The sequence below is a fragment of the Pseudomonas sp. GL-B-26 genome (genome assembly GCF_019947405.1).
In the GTDB taxonomy this organism is placed as follows: Bacteria; Pseudomonadota; Gammaproteobacteria; order Pseudomonadales; family Pseudomonadaceae; genus Aquipseudomonas.
This window is the reverse complement of record NZ_JAGYGJ010000068.1, coordinates 1-22,403: the sequence shown is the minus strand read 5'-3', so window position 1 is coordinate 22,403 and position 22,403 is coordinate 1. Positions and strand designations below refer to the sequence as shown.

Genomic DNA, 22,403 nt, shown 5'->3' with positions numbered 1-22,403 from the left:
AAAGAGTGTCGCGGTTGGAGTTGCCCGGATCTAGACTACCCCCCCCTGTCCCACCGTCCACTTGCCCGCTCGATCCCTCTAAGAACCAAAGGCATGGGACAGGGCGGTGAAGCCCGGGCCGGCCAGTACGATCAATAACGCCGGGAAGAGAAACAGCATCATCACGACGGACATTTTGGCGGACAGCTTGGAGATGTATTCCTGCAGGCGCGTCAGGCGCCGGTCATCGAGCAATTGCTTGAGGGTCAGCAGGGATTTCATCGCACCGCCCCCCTGATGGATCAACTGCTCAAGGATGACGCAGGTGTCGGTGAACTCGTCGACGGCCAGCAATTGGGTGGCTTTGTGCAGTTCTTCGCCCAGTTCCAGGCCGGAATCGACCCGGGCCAATACCAGACGCAATTCATGGGTCAGGGCCGGCAATAATTGTTTGCCTTCATTGCTCAATACTCGCAACGACTGCTCCACCGCCATGCCCGATTCGAACAGGATGCGCAGCAGCGGAATGAAGGTGGATATCTCGATCGCCAGTTGTTTTTGCCGACGCTGCGCGGCAGCGGCCAGCAACCGTTTGGGCAATAGATAGCCGGCGCAGGTGGCGAACACCGGGGCCATCCAGTGATTGTTTGTGTGAGGGAAGAATACGCCCTGGATCAGCAAGGTCAGGGCCAGCGCCAGCACCGGAGCGCCTACCTGGAACGCCGCGAACAGTGAACGTCGCCGGGCGCTGCGCCAGCCGAGACGGTTAAGCAATGCCTGGGTTTCGTTATCCAGGTTGACCGAGCGCTGACCGATCCGGCTACTGCCCAGCAGCTCAAGCCACTGATTTACCCGGTTGTCGCTCGCCAGTTTGCCGTCGAGTCGTTGCGCCACCTGGCGAACCCTCCGACGGTGTTCCAGCAAACCGCTGAGCAGCAACAAGGCTGCCCCCAGAAACAGTAATGCGCAGATCAGCAAAGGCACTTTCATACGCTGCGCAACATATGCCAGAGCGCCAGGCTGCCGACCACCTGTAAGCCGAACGCGGACGCGAGCATGATTTGCCCCGAGCCGTCGTGCCACATGGCGAGCAAGTAATGAGGGTTGGTCGCGAGGAAATAGCCGGCCAGGCCAATCGGCAAACAGCCCAGGACCCACGCGGTCACCCGGGTTTCACCGGTCATGGCCCTGAGCTGGCGCGCAGCCTGCTCGCGCTCCCGGATCATCTTGATCAGGTTTTCCAGCAATTCGCTGGCATTGCCGCCATAGCGGTGATTGACCTTCAAGCCGAGGGCAAACAGGCGAAGTTCGTCTTTCTCATACAGCTCGGCGAGGTCAGCCGCGGCATCCGGCAAGCTGACCCCCAACTGCACGTTGCGCTGAACCCGCCCCATGGCGTTTTTCAGCGGGTCTTCAGCGGTGTCGATGGCGCCCAGCACCGCATCGGCCAGGGTGCGCCCGGACTTCAGACTGCGCACGGTGTGATCGAGCATTTGTGGCAGTTGTTCGATCATGCGCTGGAGTCGGCGCTGATAACGCCAATTGACATACAGGCGCAGAATCAGCGGCGGCAGCAGTAACAGAACCAGCAAGCCGGCCCAGCCACCGCTAGCAAATCCGAGCAAGATGCCAAGGGCCCAGAGCAGCAGCCACCCCCCCAGACGCTTGGAGGGACGCCCAAGGCCGGCCCGCAGAAATGCCCGATCCAGACCCGCCCAGGAGGTTTTCGTCGGCACCGGCTGCAGTTGCCCCTGGGTCAGGCGCCCCAGTACCCGCTCGGTGCCGGTCTGGCGCAAACCGCGATAAAACAGGCGGATCGACAGTCCGAGCAAGACCAGGCAAACGAGGATGAGCAGCACCGGTTTGAGCATGCCGTGGCCTTCAGTATGCAGAGGGAGAGAGCGCCAACTCACGGCGCAGTTTATCGCCAGCGGGGTTGACCGCCTCACGCATGAATCCGAAGCCGCTGTGCCGGTCGAGCCGGAACAACGTGTTGGTGACATACACGTCATCACGCAAGCCGATCACCTCCACCACTTCGCTGACGCAGCGGCGGCCGTCGGGCATGCGCGTCAGCTGGATCACTACGTCCAGTGCGGCGCAGATCATTTGCCGCAAGGTCCGTTCGGCGATGGTGCGGCCCGTCAGGCCCACCAGTGTCTCCAGGCGCAACAGCGCATCCTGGGCGTTGTTGGCGTGCACGGTGCTCATCGAACCGTCGTGGCCCGTGTTCATTGCGGTGAGTACGTCCAGCACTTCGACGCCACGAATCTCGCCGAGGATGATTCGGTCCGGGCGCATCCGCAGGGCGTTGCGAATCAGGTCACTGGCTTTCACTTCTCCGTGGCCTTCGGCATTCGGCGGCCGGGTTTCCAGGCGCACCACGTGAGGGTGGCCCAGGTGCAGTTCGGCGACGTCTTCGATGGTGACGAGTCGTTCGTGAGGGTTGATCAACTGGCTGAGAATGTTCAGCAGCGTGGTCTTGCCAGTGCCGGTACCGCCGCTGATCAGGATGTTGCAGCGCTTGCTCACGGCCTCCTGAATAAAGTCGTAAATCGCCTGATCGATGGTTTGCATCGCCATCAGGTCCGAGCTTTTGAGCATGTCCTTGCGAAATTTACGTATCGACAGGCAGGGACCATCGAGCGCAATCGGGGGAATGATCGCGTTGACCCGGCTACCGTCGGGCAGTCGTGCGTCGACCATTGGCGACGACTCATCGAGCCGTCGACCGAGGGGCGCGAGGATCCGTTGCATGACCCGTTCGACGTGATGCGCATCGATGAAACGCAGGTCGCTTTGATGCAGTATGCCGTCGCGTTCAATGAACACCCGGTGCGGGCCGTTGACCAGGATCTCCGTCACCGCCGGGTCTCGCAGCAGTACTTCCAAGGGGCCGAAACCGGTGAGTTCGTCGACGATTTCTTCGGCTAGACGCTCCATTTCATAGCGGGAAATCGCCAGATGCAGCCGGGCGATGTACTCGGCAACCTTGTCGATGACGAACTGCGAGAGTACCTGCCGCGAACCCTCCAGCAGGTTTTTGCCGGACTCCTCGATGGCGTCGATGATGTAGCGGTGCAGCACCAGTTTCAGACCTTCGTGGTCAGTGTTGCCAGTGGTGGTGCGCACAGGGGCACCGAAGAGTTTTTCACCGCTCATTGCGCACCCCTCAACCGATTGAACCAGCCAGACTTGGGCTTGGCCAGGCCCTCGGAACGCTTGGCCAACCGATCGCCGAGGGCGCGCAGGCTTTGAGTCAGGCCTTCGCGGGGGGCCAGTTCAAATAGCGTCACACCTTGGTTCTTGGCGTTAAGTCGAACTTCCGGGCTGTAGGCGAGGGTCGCGATAATCTCCATGCCGAAGCTTTTGCTCAGGGTGTCGGAGTCCGGTGCGACGTTGCGCAGGTAGCGATCCACCAGCAGTCTGGCGTGATCGAGCTTCATGCCTTTTTCACGCCACAGGTTGAGTACCGCCAGGTTACGGCGGCAGTCGAGTACGTTCTGATCGGTGTACCACAGCAACTTGTCGCAATGGGTGACGAAGGTGCGTAGCGCTTCGCTGTCCGGCTGGCCAGTCAGGTTCACCACGATGTGCTGGAAGTGTTGGCGCAGGGCGCTGAGCAGCATGTACAACTCGGCGGTGCTGGTGTGTTCCAGCGGCTCATCGTGGTGGGCGTAGGCGAGGATCCGCAACCCGGCGGCGCAGGTGGTGAACGCGCTGTCGATCAGCGTCGCGTCGAGGCGCCGCAAGTGCCGGAGTGCATCGCCGAAGTGGAACGAACTCTCCAGCCCGAGCAAGGCCAGGCTGTCACCGCGTGGCAGGCCAAGATCCAGTAACAACGTTTGCTGCCCGCTCTTCTGCACCACTTGCGCCATGTGCGTGGCGAGCAGCGCGCCGTCGGCATTGATCTGCACACCGTAGAGCACCGTCAGGCTACCCAGTTGGGTGTTCGGGGCCACGGGTGGCAGGCGTTTGCTCAGCCGTCGCACCAACCCCGCGACTTCGCTGGAGCGCGAACCATAGGCCACGAAATCCCGTGCACCGGCGCGCATGGCATTGAGCACGAGTTGATTGTCCATGCCATCGCCCAGCGCGACGATCGCCAGCATCGGTTTGGCTTCCAGGGCACCTTCGATCAGTGCGCTTTGGGCCACCACGTGTTCGCGGTCCAGGCCGATGAACACCAGACTGGCGAAGGTCACGTCCACCAGCGCCAGCAATTCGTCGAGGCTGCCACCGCCGGCGCTGACCACTTGGCCCAACGGGGCGAGGGCGCCTTGCAGCCACTCAAGGTCGGTGCTGTTGCGCGTGATCGCGAGGAAGGTCTGGCTCAGGTTCTGGCTCTGGCTCATTGCGATAATCCGCTGCGTTTATCGAAGTTGCAGTTCTCGACGAAGTACAGGTGATACCAGTTCGGGTCATAGTTGCGCTTGAAACAGGGGCATGGAACGACTGCACATTTAGAGGCGTCCTTGCTCGATTCAGGGGGTTTGTTGGGTGATTTCGTTGCCGCGGATGACTTCCACGCTCGGCTTGCGCGGTGCTGTGCTGCTGTGGGTGACGACAGGTTTGGGTGGGGGTGTCATGGCCAGTTGGCTGAACTGGATCAACTCGCGGTTGGCACTGGCAAGGTTGGCCGATGAATCGCTTTCGCCAGCCCAGTAACGAGCCAGACGTTTTTCATCGGCGCTGCGTACGGCCAGGCGCAGCACGCCAGCCTGGGCCGCCAACATCAGGCGGCTCAATAGTTGTTCGGGGACGGCAAGCAAGACGCTGCGGGCGCTGGCGCGCAATTGTTCCTGCCTGAGTTTTTCTTCGTTACTGCGGGCCGGGCTTGCGGGTTGACCGTCGTTGGTCAACCCCATCTGTTCGCCCACCCCGAGTACCCGCAAGGCCGGCACCACCAGTTGCGCCGACGGCTGAAGGTTGTTGCTGTCCATGCGCAGAAACAGCAGCACATCGACGTAGTCCCCCGGTATCAGTTGCCCGCCGGCATTGATCACTTCATCCACCGCGACGGCGAGGGCGCGTTCATCGGGACGAATCATCCGCGCCAGTCTGCCACCGGCTTCGAAACTTTCTTCATTGAGCCAGGTGCCGGCACTGAGGGCGCGCCAGGGTGTTCGGCCAATGGCTTGATCGAGGCGGCTCAGGCTGCCGGCGGGGACGGTACGGAGTTTTTCCAGGGTCACGTCGGCGGCGCTGATAGGCATGAGCGGTGGCACATCATGCAGCAGCACCACCACCGGTTGGCGGGTGGGGTCGTCCACGGGGGCAGGTGTCTGGGCGATGGGGGCAGGCGTAACAATCCCGGGTTGCACGACAGGCTCGGGAGCGGGTTGACGGCTCAGCGTGAGGCCCCAGTAACCGGCAATAATGGCGCCCACCAGAAACAAGCCGGCCAGGCCCAGAGTGATACGACTGTTCATGACGGCTCTCCCTTTCCTGCTGCTTGAGACCTCGTCGCACCCAACGAGAAAACTTCGCAATCAGGCAGCTATGAACATGGAACTATTTCGCTATTTGACGGTAGCTCAGCTAGAGCAAAAAGCCATTACGGGCCTGAAAATAACTGACGAAAGTAAGCAGTCAGGGCGTAAACGTGACTTTTTTGACGTCAACGAAGCAACTAATACTTTAGTGATAATTCGTTCTTACAGTTGTGGGTATGGGGAATGCCGACAATGCTGATGCTGGCAAAGGGGAATCATGTTGCGACCGTGCAACACCCGCCGTCTTTCAGGAGAGCTGCCATGTCCTTTACCAAGATTGCTCAGAAGATCAAATCCGAAATCGCTTTTTACAAGGGCCTGGCCAAAGATACCGAGGGGGCTTCGGGTATCGAATACGCCATTATTGCGGGCATGGTGGCAGTCGCTCTAGCGGCGTTTGTGACGCCGATCTCCAACGCTGTCACCATCATGTTTACCACTATCCAAAACGCGCTTTGACCTGCCTGCTGTCAATGGTCAGCTACTTGCCAATCCCGCAAAGGGCTTCTAACGTCAACGCTTAGTCCATTGCAGGTGTTGCCCATGAACGCTCCCTCACTTCCACGCCAACAGCTTCTTCTGGTCGATGATGAGGAGGATGCATTGCTGGAGTTGGCGGAGTTGCTGGAGGGTGAGGGCTTCAATTGCTTTACCGCCACCTCGGTCAAGCTCGCGCTGAATCATCTGACGCGCCACCCTGATATTGCGTTGGTGATTACTGATTTGCGGATGCCGGAGGAGAGTGGCATGTCGTTGATCAAGCGGTTGCGTGAACATACGTCCCGCCAGCATTTGCCGGTGATTGTGACGTCGGGGCATGCGGACATGGAGGATGTCAGTGACATGTTGCGGTTACAGGTACTCGACCTGTTTCGCAAGCCGATTTATCACGTGCGGTTGTTGGAAACTTTGAATAATTTGTTTCCGCAGCCTCGCATGGATTTAGTGAGTCCGTGATTGATCGTTACCACGCTCTGCGTGGGAATGCAGCCAGGGACGCTCTGCGTCCCAAGAGCCGAACGCAGAGCTCAGGAACGATCGGGTCAGGCAACCGGCCGCCAATGCCCAGCCATATGCTCAAGATCCCCCGCACCCACCAACAGCAAATCCCCGCTCGACCCCGCCGCGCTGGCCAGTAATGTCACTTCACTGGGCAACCGCACCGGTTTGCGAAATTGCACCGCAATCTCGACATTCGCCGCCGGCAGATGCTCACTTAACGCCGCCAGCGTACGCGCCTTGTTCCACAACCCATGGGCGATGGCCGTAGGGAAACCAAAGAGTTTGGCGCTGACAGCACTCAGGTGAATCGGGTTGTAGTCGCCGGACACTTTGGCGTACTGCCGCCCAATGTCCGACGGCGCTTTCCAGCGGGCCACCTCCAACATCTCCAGCGACGATGCCAATACTTCTTCTACGGGCTCGCCTTCGAGTTTGACCCCTCGGCACAACATTTGGCTTTCAGCTTCCCACAACGCCCCTAGTTGATCGTCGAGCGTGGTCACCAGGTCGAACGTCGCGCCTTTTTCATGGGGCTGAAGGTTTTGCACCTGAACGCTGACCCGAACACGATTCACGCCGCCCATTGGGCGAAAGATGCGAATGCGGTTGCTCAGGTGAATCAACCCCAGCAGCGGAAATGGAAACTCCTTGGCCGTCAGCAATTGCATCTGCAAGGCGAACGCGAGGATGTGTGGATAGGTTGGCGGCAACAAACCGTTTTCGGCAAAACCGCAGACCTTGCGATAGTCCGCCAGGCGCTTGGGATCGACATTGATCCAGCAGCGCAAACCCGAATCGGGCAGGGTGGTGCCGGTGATTTTGCGTCGCGTCGCGGCCCGCACGTACAGTCCCGACAGGCTTGGTTCGCAGTTGAGTATGTGCCAATCGATGATCATGCCTAAGCCCCCAAAACACTTTGTCCGCACACCCGTAACGCTTGGCCGGTGAATGCGCCGGTGCCCGGTTGAGCCAGCCACGCCACCGCCTCCGCGACGTCTTGCGGCAGGCCGCCCTGGCCCAGCGAACTCATGCGTCGCCCGGCCTCACGCACGCCGAACGGCAGGTGCGCGGTCATCTGGGTTTCGATGAAACCGGGTGCTACCGCATTGATGCTGATGCCGCGCTCATTCAGCAACGGCGCCCAGGCTTGGGCCAGACCGATCAGCCCGGCCTTGCTCGCTGCGTAATTGGTTTGCCCGCGATTGCCGGCGATGCCGCTGATCGACGCCAGCAGGATCACCCGGCCGTTGTCGTGCAGGGTGCCGCTGTCGAGCAGTGCCTTGGTCAGCACTTGCGGCGCATTGAGGTTGACCGCCAACACCGCGTCCCAGAATTCCGGGGTCATGTTGGCCAGGGTTTTATCCCGAGTGATGCCAGCGTTGTGGACCACGATGTCGATGCCGTCGGGCAGTTGCTCGATCAACTGCGCGGCGGCGTCTTCGGCGCAAATATCCAGGGTGATGCTGCGCCCGCCGAGGCGTGCGGCGAGGGCGTCGAGATCAGTCTTGGCCGGTGCTACGTCGAGCAGGATCACGTCGGCCCCGTCACGGGCCAGGGTTTCGGCGATGGAGGCACCGATGCCGCGAGCAGCACCCGTGACCAGCGCCTTGCGGCCGGACAATGGGCGAGTCCAGTCCGTCACCTGCGCGTCGCAGGCGTTCAAGCGAATCACTTGCCCGGAAACGAATGCACTTTTGGGCGAGAGGAAAAACCTCAGCGGGCCTTCCAGTTGATCCTCCGCCCCTTCGCCGACATAAATCAGCTGCAAGGTGCCGCCGCTGCGCAGTTCCTTGGCCAGCGAACGGCTGAAACCTTCCAATGCCCGCTGGGCGCTGGCGGCGAACGGATCGCTCAAGGTCTCCGGCGCGCGACCCAGAATCACCAGGTGCGCGCTGTGGTCGAGGTTTTTTATCAGCGGCTGGAAGAACTCGCGCAGCTGTTTGAGTTGATCGGTCTGCACCAGGCCGCTGGCGTCGAACACCACGGCTTTGAGTTTGGGGCCGTGGCCGGGAATCCACGCGGTGGCCAGCGAAGGCTCGGCGCCGTAGCTGTAAATCGCGTCGGTCAGGCGGTTGGCGAAGGTGCCGATTTTCTCCGTCAACGGGCCACCGCCTAACAACAGCGCCCCCTCGACAGGCCGCAGCCGGCCGGCTTGCCAGCGCTCCAGTCGAACCGGCGACGGCAGACCCAGGGCCCCGACCAAACGATGGCCGATGGACGAATTGGCGAAGTCGATATAACGGTCAGACATGGAACGCGCTCCAGCAGCTGGGTTTCAAAGTGTGGACCATGAATGGCAATCAGTCGTTCGATCCACGAGATAAGGCCTACGCTAGAACATTGTAGGAGCTGAGCTTGGTCCGGGCGGCTCCTACAAGGGGGGTGGTTCTCAATTTGAATAATTCATCAGGAGCTTTTCATGACTCAACTGCGCCGCGTTGCGATTATTGGTGGTAACCGTATCCCCTTCGCCCGGTCCAACGGGCCGTACGCCACTGCCAGTAACCAGGCGATGTTCACCGCAGCGCTGGAAGGCCTGATCGAGCGCTATAACCTTCACGGTGTACGCATGGGCGAAGTGGCAGCGGGTGCGCTGGTCAAGTATTTGCGCGATTACGGCCTGACCCGCGAGTGCGTGCTGGGCTCGCGGTTGTCACCGATGACGCCGGCCTACGACATCCAGCAAGCCTGCGGCACGGGGCTGGAGGCAACATTGTTGGTGGCGAACAAAATCGCCCTGGGTCAGATCGAATGTGGCATTGCCGGTGGCGTCGACACAGCCTCGGACGTGCCGATCGGTGTTAACGAAGGCCTGCGCAAGATCCTCCTGCAGGCCAACCGGGCCCGAAGCACCGCCGACAAACTGAAAACCTTCCTGCAACTGCGCCCCCGCCATTTGGTGCCTTACTTTCCAAGCATCGGCGAGCCTCGCACCGGTCGGTCGATGGGCGAACACTGTGAATTGATGGCCCAGACCTGGAGCATCCCGCGTGACGAACAGGATCAGCTGACCCAGGAAAGTCATCAGAAACTGGCCGCGTCCTACGCCGAAGGCTGGCACAACGATTTGATGACACCGTTCCTCGGCCTGACCCGGGACAACAACCTGCGCCCGGATCTGACCCTGGAAAAACTGGCCTCACTGAAACCGGCCTTCGAGAAAAGCGCCAAGGGCACCCTGACCGCGGGCAATTCCACGCCACTCACCGATGGTGCGTCAGTGGTGCTGCTGGGCAGTGAGGAATGGGCGAAAGAGCGCGGCCTGCCGATCCTCGCCTATTGGCGTGACGGCGAGACGGCGGCGGTGGATTTCGTCAACGGTGCGGAAGGATTGTTGATGGCGCCGGTGTATGCGGTGCCGCGTTTGCTGGCGCGCAACGGCCTGACCTTGCAGGACTTCGATTACTACGAAATCCACGAAGCCTTCGCCGCGCAGGTGCTCTGCACGCTGAAGGCCTGGGAGGATCCGGAATATTGCAAAACCCGCCTCGGTCTCGATGCGCCACTGGGCTCCATCGACCGCAGCCGTCTCAACGTCAAAGGCAGTTCACTGGCGGTGGGGCATCCGTTTGCCGCGACTGGCGCACGCATCGTCGCGAGCCTGGCGAAGTTGCTGGATGCGGCGGGCAAGGGCCGAGGGTTGATCTCGATCTGCGCCGCCGGTGGCCAGGGTGTGACAGCGATTATCGAGCGCTGAGGGCTGGTGCGCTTTGCTGTTGAGCCAGCTGCCGGTTGCGGTTGGCGTAACGCTCGGCCATGACCGAGCAGACGATCAGCTGCAACGGGTGGTAGATCATGATCGGCAACAGGATCAGCCCAAGCCCCGGGTTGGCGCCGAAGATCAGCGCCGCCATTGGCGCACCGGCGGCCAGGGATTTCTTGCTGGCGCAAAATACTGCGGCGATTTCATCGGCCGGGCTGAATTTCAACGCGCGAGCGGTGCGGGTGGTCATCCACAGGATGATCGCCAGCAGGATCGCACTGCCGATCAATGCCGTGAGGATTACGCTGTTGCCCTGCTTTTGCCACATCCCCGAGACCATCGAATTGCAGAACGCCGCGTAGACCAGCAACAGGATCACCAACTTGTCGGCGATGTTGGTGTAGCGCTTGTGGCGGGCAAAGAACTTGCCGAGGAACGGCCGAACCCATTGGCCGAGCACCAGTGGCAACAGCAACATGGCGCAGAGGTCGAGCAGGGTGGCGCCCAAGTCGATGCCGCCCGCGCCGCTGCCGACCACGAAACTCACCAGCAACGGCGTCAGGAAAATCCCCAGCACGCTGGACAGGCTCGCGTTGAGAATCGCCGCCGGTACGTTGCCGCCCGCGCTGCCGGTCAGGGCCACGGACGAGGAGATGGTCGAGGGCAGGGCACAGAGGTACAGGAAACCCAGCATCAGCAGCGATGGAATGTGCGAACCCAACAGCGTGTCGCTCAGCAGCCAGATCAGCGGAAACACCGCGAAGGTGAAACCCTGAACCATCACGTGCAGCTTCCAGTTTTTCAGACCGTGAGTGATCTGCTCGCTGGACAGGTTGACCCCGTGCAGGAAGAACACCAGAAACACGCCGATGTTGATCACGTATTCAGCGTGCATCCCGCCACCGCTGGCACCAAAGGTCGGGAAGAAATACGCCAGCAGCGTGGCGATCAACATGCCGCACAAGAACCAGTCGGTGACCACGCGTTTGAGGTGTTTGAAGGCATGCATAACAGGCACCGAATACATTTGTAAGAATTGGTGACTTAGCCTAACGTCGGCTCCATCAGCCGTCTTGCGACATAAGGCCAATCAATGCCGACTAACGGACAACTTTCCCTCGAGCGGACGATTCCGACGCTGACGGCGCTGCCGCGTCCGCTGTATGCCCGTGCGGAAAGTCTCAACGCCGGTTCATGGACGCCGCCCCATCGGCACGATTGGGTGCAGTTCTCCTACGCGATCAGCGGTGTTCTCGGCGTGCACACCGCCGAAGGCAGTTTCTTTGCGCCACCGCAGTGGGGAATCTGGATTCCGGCCGATCTCGAACACCAGGTGGTGACTTCGATGCGCGCCGAGATGCGCAGCCTCTATGTGCGCCGCGAGGATTGTGAATGGGCGGACGGGCGTTGCCGGGTGCTGGAAGTGACGCCGTTGGCCCGGGAGCTGATCAAGAGTTTTTGTTTGCTGCCGGTTGAATATCCACAGGGCGACAGCCAGGAATCGCGGCTGGTGAGTGTGCTGCTGGATCAGTTGGCGCATCTGCCGGAGGTCGGCTTCTCGCTACCGTTACCGCGCCATGAACGGTTGCTCGGGTTGTGCAACGAGCTGATCGAAAGCCCTGAGCGCAATGTGACCTTGCAGGCGTGGGCCGAGCGGTTGGGCACCTCGGAGAAGACCTTGATGCGACTCTTTCAGCGGGAAACCGGGTTGAGCTTTCGAGGGTGGCGACAGCGGATGCGGTTGCTGTCGTCGTTGAGTTTGCTGGAGGAGGGGGACAGCGTGACGAATGCCGCGCTGTCTTGCGGGTATGACTCGACTTCGGCGTTTATTGCGGCGTTCAAAAGCCTGTTCGGGTTTACCCCGGGAGAATTGTTTCGGCAGTGAAAACCAGCCCCCTCACCCTAACCCTCTCCCCAAGGGGCGAGGGGACTTATTGGGGATATCTCGAGAAATTCTTCGACCTGAAATATCGAGTCGAGCTCAGGATTTGAAGGCGATGGAGATGGGCTCCCTTTCCCCCTCTCCCCTCTGGGGCGGTCCGACGTTTCGGGAGGGCTGGGGTGAGGGGTGGATCTAAAACCACCCCAATTCTCAAGTCCTGAACCGCCGAACCAACCCATCCAGCTCATTCGACAACCCCGCCAGACTCTGTGAATCCAGCCGCGCCGAGTTCGCCAGTTCCGCCACCAACTGCGCATCACCATGAATCTGGCTGATGTGCCGATTGATGTCTTCAGCCACCTGATGCTGTTCTTCCGCCGCGGTAGCGATCTGGGTGTTCATGTCGCGAATCACGTCCACCGATTCCCGAATCAGCCCGAAGCTGCTGCGTGCTTCACCGATCCGCGTCACCGATTGCTGGGACACTTCCAGGCTGGCGTGCATTTGCTGAGTCACCTGACTGGTGCGTTTGGCGAGGTTACCCAGCAAACCGTCGATTTCCGCTGTGGAATCGGCCGTGCGTTTGGCCAGTGCCCGAACTTCATCGGCCACCACCGCAAACCCACGACCCTGTTCACCGGCCCGCGCCGCTTCAATGGCCGCGTTCAGTGCCAGCAGGTTGGTCTGTTCGGCAATTGAGCGAATGGTCCCGAGAATTGACTGAATGTCGTTGCTGTCGCGTTCGAGCTGTTGCATCGACTGGGCCGACTGTTCGATTTCCTGGCTCAAGCGATCAACGCTGGTCACGGCCGCATCAATCTGCTGCTGACCTTCACGCGCCTGGCGCTGGCCGCTGTCGGCCGATTCCGCCGCCTGGCTGCAAGAGCGCGCGACTTCGTTGGCGGTGGCGACCATTTCGTGGAACGCCGTGGAAACCATGTCCACCGCTTCGCGCTGACGCCCGGCGGCTTCGGCCATGTCGCTGGAGACCTGGGTCGAACTCTTGGAGGTGGCGAGGATCTTGGTCGCGGCGCCGCCAATGCTCTGGATCAGGTTGCGAATCGCCGCCAAAAACTGGTTGAACCAGTTGGCCAGTTGCGCGGTTTCATCGCTGCCACGGATTTGCAGGTTCTTGGTCAGGTCGCCTTCACCTTGGGCGATGCCTTCCAGACCGCTGGCCACGCTGCGGATTGGTCGCACGATGAGGCTTGCGAAACTGGCGCCGACGATGGCGAAGAGCACGGCCAGTACGGCGGCGATGATCGCGATCAGCCAGGTCAGTTGAGTGGCCGAACTCATCACGTCGGTCTGCTTGATCAGGCCGATAAAGGTCCAGCCCAGCTGCTCCGACGGCCAGACGTTGGCCATGTAGCGTTCGCCGTTCAGCTCGACTTCCACCAGCCCTTTGCCGGCCTTGGCCAGTTGCGCGTAGCCCTCGCCGAGGCTGCTCAGCGCTTTAAAGTTGTGTTCCGGTTGCTTCGGATCGACCAGCACGGTGCCGGTGTTTTCCAGCAGCATCAGGTAGCCGGTTTCACCGAGCTTGATCTGTTTGACGATTTCGGTGAGCTGCTTGAGCGTCACGTCGATGCTGACCACGCCGCCATTGGTGCCCAATTTGTTGTCGATGGTGCGCACGGTACTGACGTACGTCGCGTCGTCCTGGGCCCAGTAATAGGCCTCGGTGCGGAACGGTTTGCCCGGTTTGGCCTGGGCAGCCTTGTACCAGGGGCGTTGGCGCGGGTCGTAATTGTTCAGCTTGGCATCGTCCGGCCAGGACACATAACCGCCCGCCGCGGTGCCGAGGATGGCATAAGCGTAGGACGGGTGACTGTTACCCAGGTCCTGAAGGAGGCCGAAGACTTTCTTGTCCATCTCACCTTGGGGAATGCTCTCGGCGTTGGCGCTCATGTAGGTCTTGAGGCTGTCGTCGGAGTTCTTGATCAGCGGTTGGGTCGCCAGGTAATCCACGTTCTGGCTGATGCCGTCAAAGAACAGTTGCATGGCGTTGCTGACCTGACGAATTTCACGGCCACTGCCATCGACGAAACTGTCCTTGGCATCACTGCGCAAGTTCAGCACAACCAGGGTAGCGACCAGCACCACCGGCAAGCAGGCGATGATTGCAAACGCCCAGGTCAACTTCTGTTTGATGTTCATCCGCGCTCCAGATTTTTCTTGTAGGCCCACGCAGTGCAGATGACTCGCGGATTATTGGCAGAACGATTGTCGGACAAATCACTTTGTCTCTGATGACTTCGGCCGGCCGAGGCGGAAATTGAGGCCTATTAAGAAAAATCCTACGAAGGGTATGAATCGAGATGTCAGCTACTGTCGCAAATACCTGCTTAGCCCTTCAGCAACAAGTGACGCAGGGTCAGCTATGATCTGTGGCGGCCGATGACGACCGGCGGTTGCTGACTGATTAAACCGGCACATTGTGTGCTTCTTGACGGTCACAGGAACGTTCATAGGTCGGCAACCCCTCCCCCGAATGAGTGGATTGCCGTATAACGAATGACTTTCGCGTGTTTGGTAATAAAGGACCCCCAATAAAAGCTGATGAAGACTCCAAAACGCATTGAACCCCTGATCGAGGACGGTCTGGTCGACGAGGTGCTGCGCCCACTCATGAGTGGTAAAGAAGCAGCTGTTTATGTGGTGCGCTGCGGCAACGAGTTACGTTGCGCGAAGGTCTACAAGGAGGCGAATAAACGCAGTTTCCGTCAGGCGGCCGAGTATCAGGAAGGCCGCAAGGTGCGCAACAGCCGTCAGGCTCGAGCGATGGCCAAGGGCTCCAAGTTCGGCAAGAAAGAAACCGAAGACGCCTGGCAGAATGCCGAAGTGGCGGCATTGTTCCGTCTGGCCGGTGCTGGCGTGCGGGTTCCTCAGCCTTACGACTTCCTTGAAGGCGTGCTGTTGATGGAACTGGTGGCCGATGAGTACGGTGATGCCGCGCCGCGTCTGAACGACGTGGTGCTGGAACCGGATCAGGCACGCGAGTATCACGCGTTCCTGATTTCGCAGATCGTGCTGATGTTGTGTACCGGTCTGGTGCACGGTGACCTGTCGGAGTTCAACGTACTGCTGACCCCGACCGGCCCGGTGATTATCGACCTGCCGCAAGCGGTCGACGCGGCGGGCAACAACCACGCGTTCAGCATGCTGGAGCGGGATGTCGGCAACATGGCGTCCTACTTCGGGCGGTTTGCGCCGGAGTTGAAAAAGACCAAGTACGCCAAGGAAATGTGGGCCCTGTTCGAAGCCGGCACCTTGCACCCGGCCAGCGTCTTGACCGGCGAGTTCGATGAGCCGGAAGAGTTGGCCGATGTTGGCGGGATCATGCGCGAGATCGAGGCGGCACGCCTTGATGAAGAGCGCAAGCAAGCGATCCGCGCTGCTGACGACGCGCCACCGGGCAAAACCGAAGAGCCGCCTCCGCCCTGGATGCAGTGATCGGTTAATAAAAACCCGGCTTCGGCCGGGTTTTTTTATGGGCAATAGGAGCTGTCGTGTGGTGTCAGATAGATCCACCCCAGCCCTCTCCCCACGGGGGAGAGGGGAAAGGGAGCCGATCTTCATGTTTTTCAAAACCTGAGTTCGACTCGGAATCTCAGGTCGATGTACCTCGAAATACACCTCGGTCAGTTCCCTCTACCCTCTGGGGAGAGGGTTAGGGTGAGGGGTGGCTTTCAGATCCACACAAAATCACGTTTACTGCCCACCGACCCAACCCACACTCAAGGACTGAATGTGAACACCACCCGCAACGCCCAACTGATCATCACCGCCCGTCTGGTTTCTGACTTCGGCGCCTTCCTCAACATGGTCGCCCTGGCCACCTACGTCTACCTGCTCAGCAACAGCGCCATGAGCGTCGGCATCTTCCTCGCCAGCCGCGTGGCCGGTGGAGTATTCGCCAGCCTCATCGGTACGACGTTTTATCGCCGCTGGGCCGGGCGCCTGCCGTTGATTGCCTTCGACCTGTTGCGCGCCGGGCTGCTGGGTCTGCTGCTGGTGCTGCCGGTCGCCCAGCAGATGCTGCTGTTACCGGTGATCGCTTTCGGTCTGGGATTCGGCAACTCGATGTTCGCCATCGGCCTGAACAGCCAATTGCCGCACTTGATCGAAGCTGAGCATTTGCTCAAGACCAACGCCTGGATCACCTCGGCGTCGTCGGCCGCCATGGTCGGTGGAAGTCTGGTGTCAGGGCTATTGGTGGCGGCATTCGGCTTTGAAACGGTGTTTGCATTGAACGTGGTCACTTATCTGCTGGCCGCGTTGTTCATCTTGCCGCTGCGCTTCTCAAAACCTGCGCCCAGTGATGAACCCAGCCACGAGCGTGGTGAATGGGCGGCGCTGCTCCAGGGACTGCGCAGCACACCGGTGGTGGCGGCGATGCTCGCCGTGGCCATGGCTGACACCCTTGGCAGTGCCGCGCACAACGTGGGTTTTCCGATTATTTCCAGACTGCTGACGCCCGAGTCGGCCAGCACCACGCTGGGACTGATGTTGGCGGTCTGGGCCTGCGGAAAACTCATCGGCGCGCGCATCGCCAGCCGGCTGAAAGGCTCGGACAACGTGAACCTGGAGCGACGATTCTTCTTTGGTGTGTTGCTGATGTCCTGTGGCTTCATCCTGATGTTTCAGCAGCAAACGCTCTACGGTTTGCTGTTGTTCTCGCTGCCGGCGGGATTGGGCGACGGTTTCGCGGAAGTCGGCCTGATGTCGCGGCTACAGCGTGAACCGGACAGCCTGCGCCTGCCGATTTTCAGCTTCCTGACGCTGTTGCAAATGACCGGGTTCGGCGTCGGCATGCTGATCGCCGCGCCGTTCTATTCATGGTGGACGCCGGGTGCCGTGGTGCTGTTGTTCCACGGGATTCCCCTCACCACGTTGTTGGTGGTGAAGGGGCTGGCAATCAGGGGCGAGCGGGTTGTGCGCAACAGCCCGACTCCAGATTCTTGAGGATCGGGCAGTCGGGACGGTGATCACCGTGGCAGTGTTCGACCAGGTCCTGCAGGGTGTCGCGCAGTTGGCCGAGTTCGCGGATTTTTTGGTTCAGCTCGTCGATGTGCTGACGGGCCAGGGCCTTCACATCGGCGCTGGCTCGCTGGCGGTCCTGCCAGAGGGTCAGCAGTTTGCCGACCTCCTCCAGTGAGAACCCCAGGTCCCGGGAACGCTTGATGAACGCCAGGGTATGCAGGTCGTCGTCGCCGTACACCCGATAGCCGCTGTCGGTACGATGGGCGGCCTTGAGCAAGCCGATGGATTCGTAATAACGGATCATCTTCGCGCTCAGACCGCTTTGGCGGGCCGCTTGGCCGATGTTCATCGGTTGTCCTCCAGATCCTTGGGTTTCCAGGTTTTCAACAGTAGCGCATTGCTCACCACGCTGACGCTCGACAACGCCATGGCCGCACCGGCCAGCACGGGGTTGAGGAAGCCGAACGCTGCCAGCGGAATGCCGATCAGGTTGTAGACGAAGGCCCAGAACAGGTTCTGACGAATCTTCGCGTAGGTCTTGCGACTGATCTCCAGCGCCGCCGGCACCAGCCGTGGGTCGCCGCGCATCAGGGTGATCCCGGCCGCGTGCATCGCAACGTCGGTGCCACCGCCCATGGCGATGCCGATGTCTGCGGCGGCCAGGGCGGGGGCGTCGTTGATGCCGTCGCCGACCATGGCCACGATGCCGGTTTTTTTCAGTTCGGCGACGGTGGCGGCTTTGTCCGCCGGCAGTACTTCGGCGTGGACATCCTTGATGCCCAGCGCCTCGGCAACCACCTTGGCGCTGCCGCGATTATCGCCGGTCAGCAGGTGGCTGCTGATGTTGCGTGCGTTGAGTTGTTGCACGGCTTGCAGCGCGCCGGGTTTGAGGGTGTCGCCGAAAGCGAACAGGCCCAGCACACGAAGTTCGGGGCTTTGTTCGATCAGCCAGGACAGGGTCCGGCCTTCGGTTTCCCATGCGGCAGCAGACTCCGCCCATTCACCGGGGCTCAAGCCGCTCTCTTCCAGGAGACGACGATTGCCCAACGCCAATCGACGACCGTCGAGAGTGCCGGCGATGCCTCGGCCAGTCAGCGATTGACTGTCGCTGACATCGGCCACGATCAAGCCGCGTTCGGCGCAAGCGTCCAGCACCGCCTTGGCCAGCGGATGCTCGCTGCCGCGTTGCAGGGCGCCGGCCATTTGCAGCAGGGCCGCTTCGTCATGGTTGATTGCGCTCAAATGAGCGATGCGCGGGGTACCCGAGGTCAGCGTGCCAGTCTTGTCGAAGACCACCGCACTGACCTCATGGGCACGCTCCAACGCTTCGGCGTCCTTGATCAGAATCCCGTGGCGCGCCGCCACGCCTGTGCCGGCCATGATCGCTGTCGGTGTGGCCAGCCCGAGCGCGCAAGGGCAAGCGATCACCAATACCGCCACGGCATTGATCAGCGCCGTTTCCATCGGCGCGCCGTACAACCACCAGCCAATCAAGGTGGCCAACGCAATCAGCAGGACCGTTGGCACAAACACCTGGCTGACTTTATCCACCAGTTTCTGGATCGGCGCCTTCGCTGCTTGAGCGTCTTCCACCAGGCGGATGATGCGGGCGAGCACGGTTTCCGCGCCCAAGGCCAGGGTGCGAACGAGCAACCGGCCTTCGCCATTGATCGCGCCGCCGGTGACCTTGTCGCCGGGTTGTTTGGGCACCGGCAGGCTTTCGCCGCTGATCAGCGCTTCGTCGGCGTGGCTCTGGCCTTCGACCACTTCACCGTCCACCGGGAAGCGTTCGCCGGGTTTGACCATGACCAGATCATTGAGGCGCAAGGCGCTGATGGCGACGTCCTGCTCGCGGCCATCGATCACCTGAATCGCCCGTTCCGGGCGCAAGGCTTCGAGGGCGCGAATGGCGCTGGCGGTCTGGCGTTTGGCGCGGCTTTCCAGGTATTTGCCCAGCAGCACCAGAGCGATCACCACCGCCGATGCTTCGAAATACAGGTGCGGCATGCGCCCGGCGGCGGTGGCCCATTCATAAAGACTCAAGCCATAACCGGCGCTGGTGCCCAACGCGACCAGCAAATCCATGTTGCCCGCACCGGCGCGCACGGCTTTCCAGGCCGCGACGTAAAAGCGCGCACCGAAGATGAATTGCACCGGCGTGGCCAACGCGAATTGCACCCAGGCCGGGAGCATCCAGTGCACGCCGAAGGGTTGCAGCAACATCGGCAGCACCAACGGCGAGGCGAGGACGATCGCCATGATCAAGGCCCAACGCTCGCGGTGCAGGCGTTGTTGTTGATTATCGGTTTGCGGGTGTTCGACTTCCCAGACACTGGCGCTGTAGCCAGCCTTGGTCACGGCAGCGATCAAGGTTTGCGGATCGATCTGACCGAGCAGCTCAAGGTGAGCACGTTCGTTGGCCAGGTTGACGCTGACGCTCTTGACTCCCGGCACCTTGGCCAGCGCCCGTTCGACCCGGCCGACGCAAGAGGCGCAGGTCATGCCGTCGATGCTCAATTCCAGACTCTGCTGCGGCACGCTGTAACCCGCCTGCTGCACGGCATCCATCAAGGCCGGCAGGCTGTCGCTGGGCGCATGAACCCGGGCCTGTTCGGTGGCCAGGTTGACACTGACGGCAGAGGCGCCGATGACTTTGCTCAAGGCACGCTCGACACGCCCGGCGCAACTGGCGCAGGTCATGCCGGCAATCGGCAGATCGAAAGTGGTGGATTCGGACATCGGTCACGCTCCCTGTAGAAGATATCTACAGGATCAACCTTGCCATGCTGGCAAGGTCAAGCGCCATGTCTCAGATCAAAAGATCGCAGCCTGCGGCAGCTCCTACATTGACCGCGTGGTAACCCGATCCCGTAGGAGCTGCCGCAGGCTGCGATCTTTTTTACAGGCGACTCAGTATTCGAGAGCGGCAGGTTTCAGGTACATCCCTTCCTGCGTCATCGCAATCCGGAACTTCAACACGTCACCGGCCTTGAGCGTGATGTTCTGCGAACCCGGTGCGAGCATGCCCGGGTTGCAACCCGGCGCCTGGCCCGGCAGCAGCTTCAGGCGCAAGGAGACATTACCCGGCGGCAGATTGAACGAGGTGCTTTGTTCCTGGAACAACCGCGCCGACAGCTGATCGTGAATGTACACGCCGATCTCGCAGGAGGTCGCGACTTCCAGGCGCTCGCGGGAAATGATCAGTACGCCATAGTCCTCCCCGGCGGCTTGAACCGAAGGTGTCGCGGCAAATAGGCTGAGAAAGCCAAACAGGCTGAGAGCTGACCAGCGCATGGCTGAATCTCCTGATGTCGAGTCATTGATGGACGCAGCTTGGCCGAGCGCGACGCTGATTGCCAGCCCGGCAGTTCACTTCAGAACTTGACCTTGCCACGGTGGCAAGCTCAAGACTGCACGCAACCTTACTCAAGGAGTCATCTCATGCAAGTGTTCAACGTTCAAGGCATGTCCTGCGGTCACTGCGTCAAAGCCATCACCCAGGCGCTGCAAGCCAAGGATCCTGCGGCCAGCGTGCGTATCGATCTGGCTGCGAAAGAAGTCGGTGTCGAGAGTGCTTTGTCGGCGGATCAGGTGATCGCGGTGATCACCGAAGAAGGCTACGCGGCGAAAGTCGCCTGAAGCTTTTTAATAGTTAGCGACCTAACGGAATGTTCAAGGCTTCCATGCGCGGCTAGACTGTGGGGCTGCCGACCCTGTCCAACTGGATGCCTGATGAATTTCCGTACCATTTTGATTCTTGGCGCCTTGAGCGCCTTCGGTCCGCTGGCGATCGATTTCTATCTGCCGGCCTTCCCGGCGATGGCGCTCGCCTTCGCTACCGATGAAAAACACGTTCAGTTGACCCTGGCGGCGTATTTCCTTGGCTTGTCCATCGGTCAACTGGCTTACGGCCCGGTGGCGGATCGTTTCGGGCGACGCATTCCCTTGCTGACCGGTGTCGGGCTGTTCACCGCAGCCTCCCTGGCCTGCGCCTATGCGCCGAACCTCGAATGGCTGATCGGCGCACGTTTCGTTCAGGCGTTGGGCGGGTGCGCGGGGATGGTGATCGCGCGGGCGATTGTCAGTGATAAATGCGATGCGGTGGGTTCGGCGAAAGTCTTTTCGCAGCTGATGCTGGTGATGGGCCTGGCGCCGATTCTGGCGCCCATGTTGGGCGGGCTGCTGGTCAACACCACCGGCTGGCAGTCGATCTTTCTCGTGTTGACCGGTTTCAGTGCACTGGCAGGGTTGGCCGTGGCGCTGGGGTTGCCGGAAAGTCTACCGGCCCATGTGCCGCGTCAACCGTTGTCCGGCGCGTTGCGTCAGTACGGTCGACTGTTGTCGGACCCGGTGTTCCTCGGCCACGCCTTGACCGGTGGCATCGCCATCGCCGGGATGTTTGCCTACATCGCCGGTTCACCGTTCGTCTTCATCAAGCTGTATGGCGTGCCGCCCGAGCATTTCGGCTGGCTGTTCGGTACCAACGCGGCGGGCTTCATTCTTGTCGCGCAGCTCAACGCACGATTGCTGGCCAAGCGTGGCCCGGCGTTCTTGCTGGCGCGCACCGTGTGGATCTACGTCGGCGCGGGCCTGGCGCTACTGGCCGTCAGTTCGCTGCACACCGCGCAGCTATGGCCATTGCTGATTCCGCTGTTTGTCTGCATCGCCAGCCTCGGTTGCATCCTCCCCAACGCCTCGGCCTGCGCCATGAACGGGCAGGGCGCTCGCGCCGGCAGTGCGTCGGCAATGCTCGGTTGCCTGCAATTCAGCGTTGCCGCCGGGGCAGCAGCACTGGTGGGCGTTTTACACGATGGCAGCGCCATGCCGATGGCCATGGTCATCAGCTTGTGCGGAATTCTGGTGGTGAGCGTGGCGATGCTCACCCGGCGTTTGCAAAATGCCCGGGCGCTGGCGCAAGCCCAGGTCTGAGGGCGGACTCAGCCAGCGGCACGCTGCTGGCGGTCAATAATTTGATGAGGTGCTTGTAGTCGCGCTTCAAGGGTACGGGTGAAGGCGCGGGCTTCGGCTTCGCTGCGGAACGTCACGGCGTGTTGGTCCAGACGGACTTGCCACTGGGATTTTGCCAATTCTTTTATCAGGATCTTCATTGCTGATCTCTCCTCTCGTAAAAGATGTCACGTAAAAGATTGTGCCGCAGAGGACTCGATTGTAGACCCGAATACGATCGCAATTGTGACAAGGGTCAACCTTCTGACTGACGGCAAAGATCATTGTAGTGGTTCAGTTTTTTTGAACCGCTCTGTAGGAGCATTAAGCCGCTTGCTGCTCAAACAGCGCAGGCGGCAGGTGGTTCGAAGCGGAATGGCAACGGCGATGGTTGTAATGTGAGATGAAGCCC

21 protein-coding genes and 1 pseudogene are annotated in these 22,403 nt (G+C 60.8%); 8 read left to right on the top strand and 14 right to left on the bottom strand.

Annotated elements, in window-relative coordinates; all coding sequences use genetic code 11:
- Nucleotides 1-78 precede the first annotated feature (78 nt).
- The 5 genes from KGB23_RS28375 to cpaB form a co-directional block, all read right to left on the bottom strand.
- Nucleotides 79-969, bottom strand: a complete 891-nt coding sequence (locus KGB23_RS28375; protein WP_223433449.1) for a type II secretion system F family protein — start codon at nucleotides 967-969, stop codon at nucleotides 79-81.
- Complete coding sequence (locus tag KGB23_RS28370) at nucleotides 966-1,850, bottom strand: type II secretion system F family protein (RefSeq protein WP_223433448.1); 885 nt, start codon at nucleotides 1,848-1,850, stop codon at nucleotides 966-968. Before KGB23_RS28370 ends, KGB23_RS28375 begins: the two co-directional genes overlap by 4 nt.
- A 10-nt stretch (nucleotides 1,851-1,860) precedes the next feature.
- Complete coding sequence (locus KGB23_RS28365) at nucleotides 1,861-3,141, bottom strand: CpaF family protein (RefSeq protein WP_223433447.1); 1,281 nt, start codon at nucleotides 3,139-3,141, stop codon at nucleotides 1,861-1,863.
- A complete protein-coding gene (locus KGB23_RS28360; protein ID WP_223433446.1) occupies nucleotides 3,138-4,334 on the bottom strand; it encodes a CpaE family protein in 1,197 nt (398 codons plus the stop codon). The genes KGB23_RS28365 and KGB23_RS28360 overlap by 4 nt, the downstream gene beginning before the upstream one ends.
- Before the next feature lie 129 nt (nucleotides 4,335-4,463).
- Nucleotides 4,464-5,411, bottom strand: coding sequence for a Flp pilus assembly protein CpaB (cpaB, locus tag KGB23_RS28355; protein WP_223433445.1), 948 nt, complete (start codon nucleotides 5,409-5,411; stop codon nucleotides 4,464-4,466).
- A gap of 324 nt (nucleotides 5,412-5,735) precedes the next feature.
- Here cpaB and KGB23_RS28350 point away from each other — a divergent pair, with 324 nt between their 5' ends.
- Both KGB23_RS28350 and KGB23_RS28345 read left to right on the top strand, forming a co-directional pair.
- The gene (locus tag KGB23_RS28350) at nucleotides 5,736-5,933 is read left to right on the top strand and encodes a Flp family type IVb pilin (RefSeq protein WP_223433444.1); all 198 of its coding nucleotides are present in this window, start codon (nucleotides 5,736-5,738) and stop codon (nucleotides 5,931-5,933) included.
- Between the two features lie 84 nt (nucleotides 5,934-6,017).
- On the top strand, nucleotides 6,018-6,431 hold the full coding sequence (locus tag KGB23_RS28345; protein WP_046044730.1) for a response regulator: 414 nt from the start codon (nucleotides 6,018-6,020) through the stop codon (nucleotides 6,429-6,431).
- 86 nt (nucleotides 6,432-6,517) lie between these two features.
- Here the strand turns inward: KGB23_RS28345 and KGB23_RS28340 are convergent, their stop codons facing one another.
- Nucleotides 6,518-7,372, bottom strand: a complete 855-nt coding sequence (locus tag KGB23_RS28340; RefSeq protein WP_223433443.1) for a MaoC family dehydratase — start codon at nucleotides 7,370-7,372, stop codon at nucleotides 6,518-6,520.
- Between the two features lie 2 nt (nucleotides 7,373-7,374).
- Entirely contained in the window at nucleotides 7,375-8,727 is a 1,353-nt protein-coding gene (locus KGB23_RS28335) for a 3-oxoacyl-ACP reductase (RefSeq protein WP_223433442.1), read from the bottom strand.
- A gap of 168 nt (nucleotides 8,728-8,895) precedes the next feature.
- Between KGB23_RS28335 and KGB23_RS28330 the strand changes: the two genes are divergently transcribed.
- Entirely contained in the window at nucleotides 8,896-10,173 is a 1,278-nt protein-coding gene (locus KGB23_RS28330) for an acetyl-CoA C-acetyltransferase (RefSeq protein ID WP_223433441.1), read from the top strand.
- On the opposite strand, the gene KGB23_RS28325 is transcribed toward KGB23_RS28330, so the two are convergent.
- Nucleotides 10,160-11,188 carry a bile acid:sodium symporter family protein gene (locus KGB23_RS28325; RefSeq protein ID WP_223433440.1) on the bottom strand — a complete coding sequence of 343 codons (1,029 nt, stop codon included), beginning with the start codon at nucleotides 11,186-11,188 and terminating at the stop codon, nucleotides 10,160-10,162. The two genes, KGB23_RS28330 and KGB23_RS28325, sit on opposite strands and share 14 nt — an antisense overlap.
- Nucleotides 11,189-11,272: 84 nt before the next feature.
- Here KGB23_RS28325 and KGB23_RS28320 point away from each other — a divergent pair, with 84 nt between their 5' ends.
- Entirely contained in the window at nucleotides 11,273-12,064 is a 792-nt protein-coding gene (locus KGB23_RS28320) for an AraC family transcriptional regulator (RefSeq protein ID WP_223433439.1), read from the top strand.
- A 207-nt stretch (nucleotides 12,065-12,271) separates the two neighbouring features.
- On the opposite strand, the gene KGB23_RS30540 is transcribed toward KGB23_RS28320, so the two are convergent.
- Both KGB23_RS30540 and KGB23_RS30535 read right to left on the bottom strand, forming a co-directional pair.
- Nucleotides 12,272-13,000, bottom strand: coding sequence for a methyl-accepting chemotaxis protein (locus tag KGB23_RS30540; protein ID WP_371917828.1), 729 nt, complete (start codon nucleotides 12,998-13,000; stop codon nucleotides 12,272-12,274).
- Between the two features lie 129 nt (nucleotides 13,001-13,129).
- Nucleotides 13,130-14,218, bottom strand: a pseudogene (locus KGB23_RS30535) (cache domain-containing protein); the annotation flags it as partial.
- A gap of 402 nt (nucleotides 14,219-14,620) precedes the next feature.
- Here KGB23_RS30535 and KGB23_RS28310 point away from each other — a divergent pair.
- Nucleotides 14,621-15,514, top strand: a complete 894-nt coding sequence (locus KGB23_RS28310) for a PA4780 family RIO1-like protein kinase (RefSeq protein WP_223433437.1) — start codon at nucleotides 14,621-14,623, stop codon at nucleotides 15,512-15,514.
- 297 nt (nucleotides 15,515-15,811) lie between these two features.
- A complete protein-coding gene (locus tag KGB23_RS28305) occupies nucleotides 15,812-17,026 on the top strand; it encodes an MFS transporter (RefSeq protein WP_223433436.1) in 1,215 nt (404 codons plus the stop codon).
- Here the strand turns inward: KGB23_RS28305 and cueR are convergent.
- The 3 genes from cueR to KGB23_RS28290 all read right to left on the bottom strand — a co-directional run bounded on the left by cueR (nucleotide 16,980) and on the right by KGB23_RS28290 (nucleotide 20,338).
- Entirely contained in the window at nucleotides 16,980-17,393 is a 414-nt protein-coding gene (gene cueR / locus KGB23_RS28300) for a Cu(I)-responsive transcriptional regulator (protein ID WP_008156539.1), read from the bottom strand. The two genes, KGB23_RS28305 and cueR, sit on opposite strands and share 47 nt — an antisense overlap.
- A complete protein-coding gene (locus KGB23_RS28295; protein ID WP_223433435.1) occupies nucleotides 17,390-19,783 on the bottom strand; it encodes a heavy metal translocating P-type ATPase in 2,394 nt (797 codons plus the stop codon). The genes cueR and KGB23_RS28295 overlap by 4 nt, the downstream gene beginning before the upstream one ends.
- Nucleotides 19,784-19,954: 171 nt before the next feature.
- On the bottom strand, nucleotides 19,955-20,338 hold the full coding sequence (locus tag KGB23_RS28290) for a hypothetical protein (protein WP_046044720.1): 384 nt from the start codon (nucleotides 20,336-20,338) through the stop codon (nucleotides 19,955-19,957).
- A 147-nt stretch (nucleotides 20,339-20,485) separates the two neighbouring features.
- Between KGB23_RS28290 and KGB23_RS28285 the strand changes: the two genes are divergently transcribed.
- Nucleotides 20,486-20,683 carry a heavy-metal-associated domain-containing protein gene (locus KGB23_RS28285; RefSeq protein WP_223433434.1) on the top strand — a complete coding sequence of 66 codons (198 nt, stop codon included), beginning with the start codon at nucleotides 20,486-20,488 and terminating at the stop codon, nucleotides 20,681-20,683.
- A 93-nt stretch (nucleotides 20,684-20,776) separates the two neighbouring features.
- Nucleotides 20,777-21,973, top strand: coding sequence for a multidrug effflux MFS transporter (locus KGB23_RS28280; protein WP_223433433.1), 1,197 nt, complete (start codon nucleotides 20,777-20,779; stop codon nucleotides 21,971-21,973).
- 8 nt (nucleotides 21,974-21,981) lie between these two features.
- Here KGB23_RS28280 and KGB23_RS28275 read toward each other — a convergent pair whose 3' ends face one another.
- Nucleotides 21,982-22,152, bottom strand: coding sequence for a hypothetical protein (locus KGB23_RS28275; protein WP_165353242.1), 171 nt, complete (start codon nucleotides 22,150-22,152; stop codon nucleotides 21,982-21,984).
- Between the last annotated feature and the right edge of the window lie 251 nt (nucleotides 22,153-22,403).